Origin of the sequence: Pseudomonas sp. NPDC086251 (assembly GCF_044746405.1) — a bacterium.
Lineage (GTDB): Bacteria > Pseudomonadota > Gammaproteobacteria > Pseudomonadales > Pseudomonadaceae > Aquipseudomonas.
The window spans coordinates 925,572-938,273 of sequence record NZ_JBIVBY010000001.1 but is presented as its reverse complement, the minus strand read 5'-3'; the positions used below and the strand labels follow the sequence as shown (position 1 = coordinate 938,273).

The following is a 12,702-nucleotide window of genomic DNA, read 5'->3' as shown; positions in this document are numbered from 1 at the left end:
GCAATCGTGCAAAAAATAGACAGGTCAGTTCGTCGGTTCTGTCGCCTCGATCATCTTTTCCAGGTACATCGCCAGCCCGACTTCCTCGGCCCGAAGACCTTTACGCGTTCTCGGCCGAGGCAACTCGGCCAGTGCGCCGATGAGGAAACCGTCAAGCACAGCAGGATGGATGTAGCACTTGCGGCACACCGCCGGGGTGTTGCCCAGCTGTCTGGCGACGTTCTTCACCATCTCCACCACATGCCGCTTGGCATCCGACTCCGGTTCCCACTGCAACTCGCGCAATACCGCCAACGCCAGGGCACTGCCGGCCCAGGTGCGGTAATCCTTGGCGGTGAAGTCGGCGCCGGTGAGGGTTTGCAGGTAGGCGTTGACGTCAGAGGAGCTGATGGTGTGTCGCTCACCGTTTTCATCGAGGTACTGAAACAGGTTTTGCCCGGGAATTTCCTGGCAGCGCTTGACGATCCGCGCCAGGCGCCGGTCTTTCACGGTGATCTGATGTTCGACGCCGCTCTTGCCACGGAACTGGAACAGGATTGCGCTGCCGTTGACCTCGACGTGACGGTTGCGCAGGGTGGTCAGTCCGTAGGAACGGTTGTCCCGCGCATACTGGGTATTGCCGACGCGGATCAGCGTTGCATCGAGCAACGTGATGACCGTGGCCATGACCTTGTCGCGACTGAAACCGGGGGCTTCCAGCAGGGCTTCGAGCTGTTTGCGCAGCTTTGGCAGCGCCAGTCCGAAGTCCCGCAGGCGCGAGTATTTGTCGGCGTCGCGGACTTCGCGCCAGCGCGGGTGATAGCGGTATTGCTTGCGGCCTCGGGCATCGCGGCCGGTGGCTTGCAAATGGCCACGCGGGTCGGCGCAAATCCACACGTCGGTGTACGCCGGCGGCACGGCCAGCGCGTTGATCCGTTTGATTTCGTCCGGATCGGTGATGCGTTGACCCTTTGCATCGAAATAGCAGAATTTGCCGCGCAGTTTCCTGCGGGTGATTCCGGGCAAGGTGTCATCGACGTAATGCAGGTCGGGCGGCAGTACATCAAGCAGCGCGGTGTCGGGCATGGCAGTAGTCCTTGGCATCGGATCAGGGGGCCGTTACAGCCATTGACCGCGCGCCGTTGCAGTCGTGCCGACGGATTTACGCCAGCACTGCTACCGCCTTGATCTGCGCCCAGAGTGGCTGGCCGGGGTGTACGCCCAATTGGTCGCGGGAGAAGCGGGTAATCCGCGCCAGCAGCGGGGTGCCCGCCGCGTCCAGGCGGATCAGCACGTGGGCGGCGTTGTCGGCGCCCATTTCACTGACCACCGTGACCGGCAGGCGATTGAGGATGCTGCTTTGCTCGACGCTGTGCAGGCTCAGGCTGACATCCCGCGCCTGGACCTTGCAGCGCAGCGCCTGACCGGCGTCCATCGGCGTATGCGCCACGCGAATGCTCAGGGTGGTGTCGGGCAGTTGCAACGTCAGCAGCTGATAGTGGCTGTCATAAGCGCTGACATGACCCTCGATCACCACACCCGCGTCATCGCCCAGCGCCAACGGCAGATCGAGGCGCGCCAGGGTTTCACCGATCGGGCCGCTGGCCAGCGCCTTGCCGTTGCTGAGCAACACGATGTGGTCGGCCAGTCGTGCCACTTCATCCTGGGAATGGCTGACGTACAGCACCGGAATATCCAGTTCGTCGTGCAGCCGTTGCAGGTAAGGCAGGATTTCACCTTTACGTTGTGCGTCCAGCGCGGCCAGCGGTTCGTCCATCAACAACAGCTTCGGGCTGGTGAGCAGCGCGCGGGCGATGCCGATCCGCTGCCGTTCACCGCCCGACAGGTGCTGCGGATGGCGATCGAGCAAATGGCCGATCCCGAGCAGTTCAGTCGCGTGAGCCAGATCGACCCGGCGCTGTTGTTTGGGAATTCGCTTGAGGCCGAATTCCAGGTTGGCCAGCACCGAAAGATGCGGAAACAGACTGGCTTCCTGAAAGACGTAGCCCAGCGCACGTTTGTGCGGTGCGACGAAAATCTTCTTGTCGCTGTCCTGCCAGACTTCGTCGTTGACCTGGATAAAACCCTGTTCGGCCCGTTCCAGGCCGGCGACGCAGCGCAGCACAGTGGTCTTGCCCGAACCGGAGTGACCGTACAGTGCGCTGACGCCGCGCCCCGGTAACTGCAAATCCACATCCAGTGCGAACCCTGAATATTTCAGTTTCAGACGCGTATGAATCATCGATCAGCTCCAGCCCGCTTTGGTTTTGCGGCTGGAGTAGAGCGCCAGCAACACGGCAAACGAGAACACCAGCATCGCCCCGGCCAGCCAATGGGCCTGGGCATATTCCATCGCCTCGACATGATCGTAGATCTGCACCGAGACCACGCGGGTCTTGTCGGGAATGTTGCCGCCGATCATCAGCACCACGCCGAACTCACCGACGGTGTGGGCGAAACCGAGAATGGCGGCGGTGATAAAACCGGGTCGGGCGAGCGGCAGGATCACGCTGAAAAAGGTGTCCCAGGGATTGGCGCGCAACGTCGCGGCGACTTCCAGCGGGCGGGTGCCGATGGCGGAAAAAGCGTTTTGCAGGGGCTGTACCACGAACGGCATCGAGTAGAGCACCGAGCCGATCACCAACCCTGCAAAACTGAACGTGAGGGTGCCGAGCCCCAGTGACTGGGTGAAGTGGCCGACAAACCCGTTAGGGCCGAGCGCCAGCAACAGATAAAAACCAATCACCGTGGGTGGCAGCACCAAGGGCAGGGCGACGATCGCCCCGACCGGGCCGCGCAACCAGGATTGGGTGCGCGAGAGCCATAACGCAATCGGAGTACCGATGATCAACAGAATCAGCGTCGTCAGGGACGCCAGTTTCAGGGTCAGCCAGATGGCGGAAAAGTCGGCACTCGAAAGCGTCATTTAGAGTTGGTAACCGTAGGATTTGATGACAGCGGCGGCTTTCGGACCTTTGAGGTAGTCAACCAGCGCCTTGGCGGCCGGATTGTCCTTGCCTTTGTTGAGGATCACCGCGTCTTGTTTGATCGGCTCGTGCATGCTGGCCGGAACGATCCACGCCGAACCGCTGGTGACTTTGCCGTCTTTGTAGATCTGCGACAAGGCGACGAAGCCGAGTTCAGCGTTGCCGGTGGACACGAATTGGTAGGCCTGAGTGATGTTCTGGCCTTCAACGATTTTGTCCTTGACCTTGTCGGTCAGGCCGAGCTTGGCCAGCACCTGCGTCGCTGCCAACCCATACGGTGCGGCTTTCGGGTTAGCGATGGACAGGTGCTGATATTCGTTCTTTTTCAGCACATCGCCCTTGGCATCGACATAACCGTCCTTGGCCGACCACAACGCCAGGGTGCCGATGGCGTAGGTGAAGCGCGAACCCTTGACGGTGTCGCCTTCGGTTTCGAGTTTCTGCGGGGTGGTGTCGTCAGCCGAGAGGAACACTTCGAACGGCGCGCCGTTTTTGATCTGGGTGTAGAACTGGCCGGTTGCACCGAAGGACGTGACCAGTTTGTGCCCGGTGTCTTTCTCGAAATCGGCAGCGATGGCTTGAATCGGCGCGGTGAAGTTGGCAGCGACAGCGACCTGGACTTCGTCCGCGTGGGCAGACCCGAAGGCCAGTGCAGCGAGAAGGCTTGTGAGGGCAAAACGTGAGGCACGAATGGTCATGAAACGGCTCCGTAATAGGCGCTGCAACGAGGGGGTGAACGCTATATAGCTGAATATATAGCGAATTGCCTGCAAACGGAACGTTCGTTGAAATCGCACGCAATCCTGTAGCAGCTGCCGAAGGCTGCGTTCGGCTGCGCAGCAGTCGTGAAACCAGGCACTGCGGTGTTTCAGACTGACCGTGTAGGCTGGATTTACGACTGCTGCGCAGCCGAACGCAGCCTTCGGCAGCTGCTACAAGGGCTATGCACGAACCAGTTTCGCCAATCCCTCTTCGGCCAGGCGTCGGGTCAGTTCTGCCGTCGTTAATTCAACCCCCAATGTGAACGCCTGCCCCGCCCAGAGGTTGCTGAAGTCCGCTTCCCCCTTGGCCCGCAACGGCATCAACGCACCACCCGCGAGCGGGAACGCCGGTGCTTTATCGCTCATGGGGCCGATTTCACGCATCACCCGATTGAGAATCCCACGGGCCGGACGACCGGTGAAAAGGTTGGTGACGGCGGTCTCGCTTTCCTTGGCCGTGCGCAACGCCTTGTGGTGCGACGCACTGACCTTGGCCTCTGGCCTGAACAAGTACGCCGTGCCCACTTGTACCGCCGAAGCCCCCAGCAAAAACGCCGCCGCGACGCCGCGTGCATCGGCAATGCCGCCCGCCGCAATCACCGGCACTTTCACCGCATCGACAATCTGTGGCACCAGCGCGAAGAGGCCCACCTGACTGCTCAGGTCGTCGCTGAGAAACATCCCGCGATGGCCTCCCGCTTCGTAACCCATGGCGATGATCGCGTCACAGCCCTGCTGCTCCAGCCAGACAGCTTCCTCGACAGTGGTTGCCGACGACAGCACTTTTGCCCCGGTGGCTTTCACGCGGTCCAGCAAGGACTTTTCCGGCAGGCCGAAGTGAAAACTCACGACTTCAGGACGAAACGCCTCAATCACTTCGCAGGTAGCGTTATCAAACGGCGCTCGATTGGACACCGGCGTCGGTGCGTCGAAGTCGACGCCCAGTTCGCGGTAATACGGCTCCAGCAAATGCTTCCAGTCGCGGGCGCGTTGCTCATCGGCAGCCGGGGGTTGATGACAGAAAAAGTTGACGTTGATCGGACGCTGGCAGTGTTGGCGAATCGTCTTCAGCGCCTCACGCAACTGCTCGGTGGTCAACATGGCGGCGGGCATCGAGCCCAGGCCGCCGGCGTTGCTCGCTGCAATCACCATGGCCGTACCGGTGGCGCCTGCCATGGGCGCCTGGATGATGGGCAGCTCGATCCCGAGCAGATCAAGAATGCGGGTGTCTGGCCATTGGCTCATTTGCAGATTCTCCGACGTGAAAACGGGGCAGGGTAGAGCGGAGTCCGTACCCGCTATAAAAGGCACGCGACCCGTCGAGTGTATGGCTGGTGAGCGTCCCCTTCAACGTTGATGCAATCCGCCACTCGACCGCAGGTCACGTAACCGGGGAGCAATCACCCGGATTGGCTTAAAGTCGGGTGCGGCAACCTGTTGCTTTGTGATATTTCAATTGCACAACAACTGATATATCCAAGAGGAAGCAGTGATGTTCAAAGGCATATTGATCGACAAAGACGACAGCGGTTACCGGGCCACACTGCAAGAGATCAATGACGATCAGTTGCCCGAGGGCGATGTCACCGTGCGTGTGGCGTACAGCACGCTGAATTTCAAGGACGGTCTTGCAATCACCGGCAGCAGCCCGGTGGTGCGAAAATTCCCGATGGTGCCGGGCATTGATCTGGCGGGGACTGTCGAAGTCAGTGGGCATCCGGACTACAAGGTCGGTGATCAGGTCGTACTCAATGGCTGGGGTGTCGGTGAAGGGCATTGGGGCGGTCTGGCGCAGAAGGCGCGCCTGAATGGCGACTGGTTGATTCCACTGCCCAAGGCATTTACCGCCGCGCAAGCGATGGCCATCGGTACGGCGGGTTACACGGCGATGCTGTGCATCCTGGCGCTGGAACATAACGGCGTGACACCCGAACAGGGCGACATCCTGGTCACGGGCGCTAACGGCGGTGTCGGCAGTTTCGCCATCGCGTTGCTGAGCAGGCTCGGCTATCGGGTGGTTGCGTCCACCGGCCGGACTTCTGAGCATGACTACCTGAAACAGCTGGGCGCCAGCGAAATCATCGACCGCGCCACCCTGTCCGAACCGGGCAAGCCTTTGGCCAAGGAACGCTGGGCGGCGGTCGTTGATTCGGTGGGCAGCCACACCCTGGCCAACGCCTGCGCGAGCACCAAGGCCAACGGCACGGTCGCGGCGTGCGGGCTGGCTCAGGGCATGGACTTTCCGGCGTCAGTCGCGCCGTTCATTTTGCGCGGCGTGACCCTTGCCGGGATCAACAGCGTGACCCAACCGAAAGCCAAGCGAATCCAGGCGTGGAATCGTCTGGCCGAGGATCTGGATTTCGCCTTGCTGCCGCTGATCAGCCACGAAATCGGTTTGAGCGAAGCGATCGACGCCGCGCCACGGTTGCTCGCCGGTCAATTGCGCGGGCGAGTGGTGGTGGATGTGAACCGCTGATTATTGCGTTTCCCGCGCCAGTAGCTGCCGCTTACGCTCCACCCCCCAGCGATAGCCCGACAAGTTGCCGTCGCTGCGGACCACCCGATGACACGGAATCGCCACCGCCAGACTGTTTGCGCCACAGGCTTGAGCCACGGCGCGAACGGCTTTTGGCGCGCCGATGCGCTGGGCGATATCGGCGTAACTGGCGGTGCTGCCGGCAGGAATTTCCCGCAACGCTTGCCAGACCCGCTCCTGAAACGCCGTGCCGCGCACGTCCAGCGGCAAATCCAGGCCGATGGCCGGGGCTTCGATGAAACCGACGACTTTGGCGATCAATTGCTCGAATTCATGATCGGCACCGATCAGATTGGCCCGCCGAAACTTGTCCTGCAGGTCGCAGACCAGTTGGTGCGGATCATCGCCCAGCAGGATCGCGCAAACCCCGCGCTCACTTTGCGCCACCAGAATCGCGCCCAGGGAACACTGGCCGACGGCAAAACGAATATCGTTGTTCTGCCCCGCCGCGCGGTAATCGCCGGGCTTCATACCCAGCAACTGATCCGCTGACTCATAAAAACGGCTGTTGGAGTTGAAGCCAGCGTCATACAGCGCGTCGGTCACCGAGCCGCCATCGGTCAAACGCTCACGGACCTTGCGTGAACGGTGGGCCGTGGCATAGCCCTTGGGCGTCAATCCAGTCACGGTTTTGAACACCCGATGAAAGTGAAAACTGCTGAGGCCGGCCGCAACGGCCAGTTCGCTCAGTGCCGGCACAGTCTCGGCGGTTTCGATTTGTCGGCAAGCCGCGGCCACGGTGGCGGCATGTTGCGCGGCGACGTCGCTTTGATCCTTCGCGGCGCGTTTGCTCGGACGATAACCGGCCGCCTGGGCCTGCTCGGCGGTGTCGAAGAATTCGACATTCTGCGGTTTCGGTAACCGCGCCAGGCTGCTGGGGCGGCAGTAGATGCCGGTGGTTTTCACCGCATAGACAAACTGCCCGTCAGCGCGAGGGTCGCGCGCGACCACGGCGGCCCAGCGCGGGTCGTTCTCGATGGCGATCTTTGTTGGATGGTTTGTCATGGCTTCATGTCCGTTGACCCGTTTCAGGCAGACTAACCAGTCGCCGGGCTCGCCGCACTCCGGGTCTTGCGGTCAAATTCGAGGGCTTCATCCCGCGGTACGAAAAGTGAAGTTGATCCGTTGTTCCCCGAGTCGCGGGTGCACTCCTTGCTTGATCGGCAAGACGCCGTGATAACGCAAACGATCGACGCCGCCCCAGACCACAATATCGCCATGCAACAGCGGCACCCGTTGGCTCTTGTCGCCACGCTCGAAGCCGCCGAACAGGAACATCGCCGGCAATCCTAACGACACCGAAACGATGGGCGCGGCGTAGGAACCTTCGTCCTTGTCCTGGTGCAATGACATCTTGGCCCCGGGAACATAGCGATTGATCAGGCAGGAATCCGGCACGAAATCCGCAAACCCGGCTTCCCGGGCCGCCGCTTGCGCGAGCTCGAAAAACACCTCGGGCATCGCCGGCCAGGGTTGGCCGGTCTGCGGATCGTTGCGGGTGTAGCGGTAACCGCTGCGATCGGTAGTCCAGCCCAGCGTGCCGCAACTGCTCAACGCCACCGACATGGTGAAGCCGCCCGGCGTGACCATCTGCCGAAACGGCGCGGCGGCCAAAACCGCCTCTAGCGCAGGCAGCAACCGTTCCAGCCAGGGCAGGGCAAAGCCGCGCAAGACGTAGGACTGTTCGCCAATCTGATCGCGTCTGGGCTGCTGCTCGAGTTCGGTGTCGGCAAACAGATCGAAAGTGCTCGGTTTCATGGGGTCATAATGCATCGTGAAAGATGATTCCAAGGGTATGCCGTTTTCCGCTGTGCAGGCGACTGACGCCATGACGCAGCGTCACCCGGTAATAGCCGCGAACCCCTTTGACCGGTCGTTGATTGACGGCAAAGATCAGCCCGTCGCCTTTTTTCAAGCCAATGACCTGCGGGCGCGACTGCATCCGTGGGCGCTGTTCGGTCAGGACGAATTCGCCACCGGTGAACTCTTCGTCCGGTTCAGACAGCAGAATCGCCACTTGCAGCGGGAAAACGTGTTCGCCGTACAGGTCTTGATGCAGGCAGTTGTAGTCCTGCGGGCCGTATTGCAGCAACAGCGGCGTCGGGCGTTCCTGACCGGCGGCATGGCAGCGTTCGAGGAAGGCTTCATGGGTGGCGGGGAAACGGGTCGGCAGATCCATGTGCTCGTACCAGCGATTGGCAATCGGCACCAGTCGAGGGTAAAGCGCGCTGCGCAACCGGGCGACGAGGTCTGGCAGCGGGTAGTTGAAGTACTTGTACTCGCCACGGCCGAAACCGTGGCGAGCCATGACCACCTGCGAGCGAAACGGCTCGGAGTTGGGGTACAGCGCGCTCACTTCATCACAGGCCTTGCGACTCAACAGTGATTTGATCACCGCGCAACCGTCCTGATCGAGTTGCTGTTCAAGCATGGCCCAATCCAGCTTGTTCAGGTAGTGCTCGCTCATCCCCGGGCCTCGCGATCCAGCAGTTGCCGTTTGCGTTCCAGGCCCCAACGGTAACCGCCGAGGCTGCCATCCTGGCGCAGCACCCGGTGGCACGGCACGATCACCGCCAGCGGGTTCGCGCCGCAAGCATTGGCCACCGCCCGAAAGGCTTTGGGTTGACCCAATTGCCGGGCGATCTCCTGGTAGCTGGCGGTTTGACCGACCGGTATTTGTTGCAAGGCCTCCCAGACACGCCGTTGAAACACGCTACCGATAAGATCCAGTGGCAGATCAAGGGCGGTGTGCGGGTTTTCGAGATGGCGCAGGGTTTGCTCCAGCGCCGGCCTCAAACCTTCATCGCGCTGTGGCGGCTGCTGGCCGGGGAAACGCCGGGCAAGATCATGTTCCAGCGCCGCCAGATCATCACCCAGCAGCAACGCGCAAAGACCGTCGGCGCTGAACGCCAGCATCAGGATGCCGAGGCTGGAAGTACCGGTAATGAAGCGAATTGTGGAAGCGGGCATGTTCTGACTCCTTAACCAAAGGTTGAGGTGGCCAGTCTAGGGCGCGTTGTTGGAGCGAACACTCCGGCGCTTGCGGTCAAATTTGCACGCGAGGAGCAGACGTCCATGTTGTCGCTCCGGATCGCGTTACAGCGCTTTGCTGACGCTGATGTCGCTGATGACGTCGTCGCTCTGGCCATGAATGACGTCCAGCGCGGCCTTGGCTTCTGCTTCGGTGCCTTGTTCAAGCTGGGCAAATTCGAAGCGGCGTTCGCCGTTGAGTTTGTATTTGATGACGTACTTGGTCGTTTGGGCCACGGTCATACCTGTCTGTCTTGGTGTGGGACGCGTTACTCAGCTCAGTTTCGAGCTGGAGCGGCGGATGATCTTGATCGAGTGAGTCAGGGTCGGTTTGCGGGTCACGCTGATCGGCCGGCGGTTGACCGTGTCGATGGTGATGTTCCAGAAACCGGTGCTCGGTGCAGTAATCCGCGCCGGGAACGTGTCAAACGCTCCGCCATGGTACGTGTGGCGGCCGCCATTCTTGAAGCTGCGGAAATTGGCGTCGTTCATCAAACGGATGTTGCACATTTGGGAGCACTGGATGACGACGATGTCGTCTTCGTTCAGGTGCTCGCGCTGGTGGATAAATTTCATGAGGCGCCTCCAGAAGGGCTTTTTCTACAAAATCAAAACGATAGCATGGGCGATTGGCGCAGTTTATCAGCCCGAACAGGTTATTATCCGGTCGTCGGGGTCCGCTTTGGCAATTAAAAACAGTTAATCGGAATTCTATGAGCCATAAAAGCAGTGAGCCTCGGAGAAAATTGGCATTTGTGCTGTCGGAGGGTCTTTATCGGAGGTTTCATATGAAGTGGGGTGTGTGGGTGTTGCCGCTGGCATTGGCGATCAGTGGTTGTGCGAATGTCGACGAAATCAATCAGTCGCTCCCCACCATGAGCGTGATCTCCGGCAAGAAGCCCCATGAGTATGCGCAATGCCTGGTCGAACAACTGGCCGACACGCGTGGCGCGCTGCAGGTGGAGCCACATAAGGACGGCATGCGTGTGATCGTCCCGGCCAAATTTTCGTCGGCGCCGGCCGCCGTCTTTGACATCGAAGACCGTTCCACGGGCAGCAGCATCAAGCTGCATGAGCGCATGTCCAATGTGCCGGTGCGTCCAAAGGACGTACAGAAAGCCGCCAACACGTGCATTTCCGGCTGATAGACTGTCGACCATCAGCACCGATGCCGTCAAAGCAATGCTTTGGCGGCATTGTCATTTCTGGAGTCGAGCATGAAGCGAGAGCAGGTACGGGAACGCCATGCAGAGGGTCATATCTCTGCCACGCACGTCATTCAGAATCCGGCGAGCCCGGGGGAATGGATCGTGTTTTTCAAGAAGAGCGCCGGGCGCAGTTACTTCCTGGTGGATGAAAACGACGAAGTCGAATCCTTCAGTGGCCTCGACGAGTTGGTCGAGACCGTACGCGGTCTCGGGATCAAGTTCGCCGAAATTCACATGTAGGGCAGGGCGCCCTTACTTGCAGACCACCACGACACTGCGGTTCTTGTAGTTGCCGACGTCCACGCCCAGGGTCTTGTCGCTTTCCTTGGTCGAAGGGGTTCCGTCGGTACCGACGATTCGGTAACCGGTGCCGGCGCAGGAGGCATCGGCTTTTTCGTAGCAGGTGGCCCAGGAATTGGCTTCACCGGAGCAGTCGATGCTCAGGCCTTGCTCGCCGTTGTTCAGGACCGTTTTTTCGGACGTGGCGCAGCCGCTCAGGGCCAATACTGCAATCAGGGGCAAAAATTTATTCATGTCGTTGTCGTCGTCAGGATGATGGGGCTAAGCCTGTGACAGCGCCGGCATCGAAAGGTTATAGCGATTGGCCACGATCGTGCAGCCAATCACAAAAAAGCCCTGCGCTAACGGCAGGGCTTCATCTGGTCAGGTGCTGCTCAGGACTTGTCTTTGCCGCGCCGTTTCGGGCCGGCGGGTTGATCTTGCAACACCGATGCCACCTCGATCGCCAACGCTTCGGTCGGGAAAGGTCCGGCAATATTCTCGCCGGCGACGCTGTCTACCCACCACTGGCCGTCTTTCGCCTGATTGATCAGGTACCCATTGACGCTCTTTGCTACCGACATCTATCTGCCTCGTTGACTGGTTCAATCGCGCAATGATACCGCCAAATGCACGCAGATGGTGCCGATGGGCGTATGGTGGTGCAGATTGTCTTCGGCTGACAGGTCGTGCAATTCTGTCGGTGTCTGCTATCTATAAGAGCCAGCGGAACTATCCGCGAGAATATTTCTCTATGATGGCATCGGTTAGCCAGCGCGGGGCATTGTAAGGTGCGCGCCGCCTGATTAGACTGCGCCGAAACTCGTACACACAGCCCTTTCAAGGACTTATATGATCAAGAAATGCTTGTTCCCAGCAGCCGGTTACGGTACTCGCTTCCTGCCAGCGACTAAAGCCATGCCCAAAGAAATGCTGCCGGTGGTAAACAAGCCACTGATCCAGTACGGCGTCGAAGAAGCACTGGACGCTGGGTTGACCGAAATTTCCATCGTCACCGGTCGCGGCAAACGCGCCCTCGAAGACCACTTCGACATCAGCTACGAGCTGGAAAACCAGATCAAGGGCACCGACAAGGAAAAATACCTGGTCGGCATCCGCAAGCTGCTCGACAACTGCTCGTTCTCCTACACCCGTCAGACCGAAATGAAAGGCCTGGGCCACGCCATCCTGACGGGTCGTCCGCTGATCGGCGACGAACCGTTCGCCGTGGTCCTGGCGGATGACTTGTGCGTCAACCTCGACGGCGACGGCGTACTGACCCAGATGGTCAAGCTGTACAAACAGTTCCGCTGCTCGATCGTGGCCATCCAGGAAGTCGATCCGCAAGAAACCCACAAATACGGCGTGATTGCCGGCGAGATGATCCGCGACGACATCTACCGCGTTCACAGCATGGTCGAAAAACCAAAGCCTGAAGACGCGCCGTCGAACCTGGCGATCATCGGTCGTTACATCCTGACCCCGGACATCTTCGACCTGATCGAACAGACCGAGCCAGGCAAGGGCGGTGAAATCCAGATCACCGACGCCCTGATGAAGCAGGCCCAGAACGGCTGCGTCATGGCCTACAAGTTCAAAGGCAAGCGTTTCGACTGCGGCGGCGCCGAAGGCTACATCGACGCGACCAACTTCTGCTTCGAGAACTTCTACAAGACGGGCAAGGCTTACTGATAGCTTGATCTGCTTGTAACGAAAAGCTGACTTCAGGCTGTGTAAAAACACGGATGAAGTATAAAAAATGCCCCGACTTCGGTCGGGGCTTTTTTTTGCGCCCGCATTTAATGGGTTCGATCTGAAGTCCTTTTCCTACATTTTTAACGGGTTTGTTGAATTATCTAAAAAACACCAAGTGAAACAATTTTCTAATTGAATATGGGCATTGCGAAATTATAGAAGAGGGA

Annotated in this window: 17 protein-coding genes; 4 read left to right on the top strand and 13 right to left on the bottom strand. The window is 59.8% G+C overall.

Going from position 1 to position 12,702, the window contains the following annotated elements; genetic code table 11:
- Nucleotides 1-24: 24 nt before the first annotated feature.
- The 5 genes from ACIPL2_RS04150 to ACIPL2_RS04130 all read right to left on the bottom strand — a co-directional run bounded on the left by ACIPL2_RS04150 (nt 25) and on the right by ACIPL2_RS04130 (nt 4,972).
- A complete protein-coding gene (locus tag ACIPL2_RS04150) occupies nt 25-1,065 on the bottom strand; it encodes a DNA topoisomerase IB (RefSeq protein WP_401353197.1) in 1,041 nt (346 codons plus the stop codon).
- Nucleotides 1,066-1,141: 76 nt separating this feature from the next.
- A complete protein-coding gene (gene modC / locus ACIPL2_RS04145) occupies nt 1,142-2,221 on the bottom strand; it encodes a molybdenum ABC transporter ATP-binding protein (protein WP_401353195.1) in 1,080 nt (359 codons plus the stop codon).
- 3 nt (nt 2,222-2,224) lie between these two features.
- A complete protein-coding gene (modB, locus tag ACIPL2_RS04140) occupies nt 2,225-2,905 on the bottom strand; it encodes a molybdate ABC transporter permease subunit (protein ID WP_401353193.1) in 681 nt (226 codons plus the stop codon).
- Nucleotides 2,906-3,664 carry a molybdate ABC transporter substrate-binding protein gene (modA, locus tag ACIPL2_RS04135; protein ID WP_401353191.1) on the bottom strand — a complete coding sequence of 253 codons (759 nt, stop codon included), beginning with the start codon at nt 3,662-3,664 and terminating at the stop codon, nt 2,906-2,908.
- 243 nt (nt 3,665-3,907) lie between these two features.
- Nucleotides 3,908-4,972 (bottom strand): NAD(P)H-dependent flavin oxidoreductase, encoded by a 1,065-nt coding sequence (locus ACIPL2_RS04130; RefSeq protein ID WP_401353189.1) that lies wholly within the window; start codon nt 4,970-4,972, stop codon nt 3,908-3,910.
- Between the two features lie 247 nt (nt 4,973-5,219).
- Between ACIPL2_RS04130 and ACIPL2_RS04125 the strand changes: the two genes are divergently transcribed.
- Nucleotides 5,220-6,203 (top strand): MDR family oxidoreductase, encoded by a 984-nt coding sequence (locus tag ACIPL2_RS04125; protein ID WP_401353187.1) that lies wholly within the window; start codon nt 5,220-5,222, stop codon nt 6,201-6,203.
- Here the strand turns inward: ACIPL2_RS04125 and ada are convergent, their stop codons facing one another.
- From ada to ACIPL2_RS04095, 6 genes are all read right to left on the bottom strand, one after another.
- Nucleotides 6,204-7,268, bottom strand: coding sequence for a bifunctional DNA-binding transcriptional regulator/O6-methylguanine-DNA methyltransferase Ada (ada, locus tag ACIPL2_RS04120; protein WP_401353185.1), 1,065 nt, complete (start codon nt 7,266-7,268; stop codon nt 6,204-6,206).
- A gap of 87 nt (nt 7,269-7,355) precedes the next feature.
- Nucleotides 7,356-8,036, bottom strand: a complete 681-nt coding sequence (gene alkB, locus ACIPL2_RS04115; RefSeq protein WP_401353183.1) for a DNA oxidative demethylase AlkB — start codon at nt 8,034-8,036, stop codon at nt 7,356-7,358.
- Nucleotides 8,026-8,730, bottom strand: a complete 705-nt coding sequence (locus ACIPL2_RS04110; RefSeq protein WP_401353182.1) for a 2OG-Fe(II) oxygenase — start codon at nt 8,728-8,730, stop codon at nt 8,026-8,028. Before ACIPL2_RS04110 ends, alkB begins: the two co-directional genes overlap by 11 nt.
- Entirely contained in the window at nt 8,727-9,233 is a 507-nt protein-coding gene (locus ACIPL2_RS04105; protein WP_401353180.1) for a methylated-DNA--[protein]-cysteine S-methyltransferase, read from the bottom strand. Before ACIPL2_RS04105 ends, ACIPL2_RS04110 begins: the two co-directional genes overlap by 4 nt.
- A 126-nt stretch (nt 9,234-9,359) precedes the next feature.
- Nucleotides 9,360-9,536 (bottom strand): hypothetical protein, encoded by a 177-nt coding sequence (locus ACIPL2_RS04100; protein ID WP_401353178.1) that lies wholly within the window; start codon nt 9,534-9,536, stop codon nt 9,360-9,362.
- A gap of 30 nt (nt 9,537-9,566) precedes the next feature.
- A complete protein-coding gene (locus ACIPL2_RS04095; RefSeq protein WP_007900033.1) occupies nt 9,567-9,869 on the bottom strand; it encodes a DUF1883 domain-containing protein in 303 nt (100 codons plus the stop codon).
- A 212-nt stretch (nt 9,870-10,081) separates the two neighbouring features.
- Between ACIPL2_RS04095 and ACIPL2_RS04090 the strand changes: the two genes are divergently transcribed.
- Both ACIPL2_RS04090 and ACIPL2_RS04085 read left to right on the top strand, forming a co-directional pair.
- Nucleotides 10,082-10,438, top strand: coding sequence for a hypothetical protein (locus ACIPL2_RS04090; RefSeq protein ID WP_401353176.1), 357 nt, complete (start codon nt 10,082-10,084; stop codon nt 10,436-10,438).
- Nucleotides 10,439-10,510: 72 nt separating this feature from the next.
- Nucleotides 10,511-10,741 (top strand): hypothetical protein, encoded by a 231-nt coding sequence (locus tag ACIPL2_RS04085; protein ID WP_059405466.1) that lies wholly within the window; start codon nt 10,511-10,513, stop codon nt 10,739-10,741.
- 12 nt (nt 10,742-10,753) lie between these two features.
- On the opposite strand, the gene ACIPL2_RS04080 is transcribed toward ACIPL2_RS04085, so the two are convergent.
- Both ACIPL2_RS04080 and ACIPL2_RS04075 read right to left on the bottom strand, forming a co-directional pair.
- Nucleotides 10,754-11,035 (bottom strand): hypothetical protein, encoded by a 282-nt coding sequence (locus ACIPL2_RS04080; protein WP_059405465.1) that lies wholly within the window; start codon nt 11,033-11,035, stop codon nt 10,754-10,756.
- A gap of 140 nt (nt 11,036-11,175) precedes the next feature.
- Entirely contained in the window at nt 11,176-11,364 is a 189-nt protein-coding gene (locus ACIPL2_RS04075) for a hypothetical protein (protein WP_054050563.1), read from the bottom strand.
- 268 nt (nt 11,365-11,632) lie between these two features.
- Between ACIPL2_RS04075 and galU the strand changes: the two genes are divergently transcribed.
- Nucleotides 11,633-12,472 (top strand): UTP--glucose-1-phosphate uridylyltransferase GalU, encoded by an 840-nt coding sequence (gene galU / locus ACIPL2_RS04070; RefSeq protein ID WP_064678069.1) that lies wholly within the window; start codon nt 11,633-11,635, stop codon nt 12,470-12,472.
- Nucleotides 12,473-12,702: the final 230 nt, after the last annotated feature.

Excerpts from the sequence above, each read along its gene's own strand:
- ACIPL2_RS04150 (WP_401353197.1), bottom strand. The coding sequence starts at position 1,065 with ATGCCCGACACCGCGCTGCTTGATGTACTGCCGCCCGACCTGCATTAC.
- modC (WP_401353195.1), bottom strand. The coding sequence starts at position 2,221 with ATGATTCATACGCGTCTGAAACTGAAATATTCAGGGTTCGCACTGGAT.
- modB (WP_401353193.1), bottom strand. The coding sequence starts at position 2,905 with ATGACGCTTTCGAGTGCCGACTTTTCCGCCATCTGGCTGACCCTGAAA.
- modA (WP_401353191.1), bottom strand. The coding sequence starts at position 3,664 with ATGACCATTCGTGCCTCACGTTTTGCCCTCACAAGCCTTCTCGCTGCA.
- ACIPL2_RS04130 (WP_401353189.1), bottom strand. The coding sequence starts at position 4,972 with ATGAGCCAATGGCCAGACACCCGCATTCTTGATCTGCTCGGGATCGAG.
- ACIPL2_RS04125 (WP_401353187.1), top strand. The coding sequence starts at position 5,220 with ATGTTCAAAGGCATATTGATCGACAAAGACGACAGCGGTTACCGGGCC.
- ada (WP_401353185.1), bottom strand. The coding sequence starts at position 7,268 with ATGACAAACCATCCAACAAAGATCGCCATCGAGAACGACCCGCGCTGG.
- alkB (WP_401353183.1), bottom strand. The coding sequence starts at position 8,036 with ATGCATTATGACCCCATGAAACCGAGCACTTTCGATCTGTTTGCCGAC.
- ACIPL2_RS04110 (WP_401353182.1), bottom strand. The coding sequence starts at position 8,730 with ATGAGCGAGCACTACCTGAACAAGCTGGATTGGGCCATGCTTGAACAG.
- ACIPL2_RS04105 (WP_401353180.1), bottom strand. The coding sequence starts at position 9,233 with ATGCCCGCTTCCACAATTCGCTTCATTACCGGTACTTCCAGCCTCGGC.
- ACIPL2_RS04100 (WP_401353178.1), bottom strand. The coding sequence starts at position 9,536 with ATGACCGTGGCCCAAACGACCAAGTACGTCATCAAATACAAACTCAAC.
- ACIPL2_RS04095 (WP_007900033.1), bottom strand. The coding sequence starts at position 9,869 with ATGAAATTTATCCACCAGCGCGAGCACCTGAACGAAGACGACATCGTC.
- ACIPL2_RS04090 (WP_401353176.1), top strand. The coding sequence starts at position 10,082 with ATGAAGTGGGGTGTGTGGGTGTTGCCGCTGGCATTGGCGATCAGTGGT.
- ACIPL2_RS04085 (WP_059405466.1), top strand. The coding sequence starts at position 10,511 with ATGAAGCGAGAGCAGGTACGGGAACGCCATGCAGAGGGTCATATCTCT.
- ACIPL2_RS04080 (WP_059405465.1), bottom strand. The coding sequence starts at position 11,035 with ATGAATAAATTTTTGCCCCTGATTGCAGTATTGGCCCTGAGCGGCTGC.
- ACIPL2_RS04075 (WP_054050563.1), bottom strand. The coding sequence starts at position 11,364 with ATGTCGGTAGCAAAGAGCGTCAATGGGTACCTGATCAATCAGGCGAAA.
- galU (WP_064678069.1), top strand. The coding sequence starts at position 11,633 with ATGATCAAGAAATGCTTGTTCCCAGCAGCCGGTTACGGTACTCGCTTC.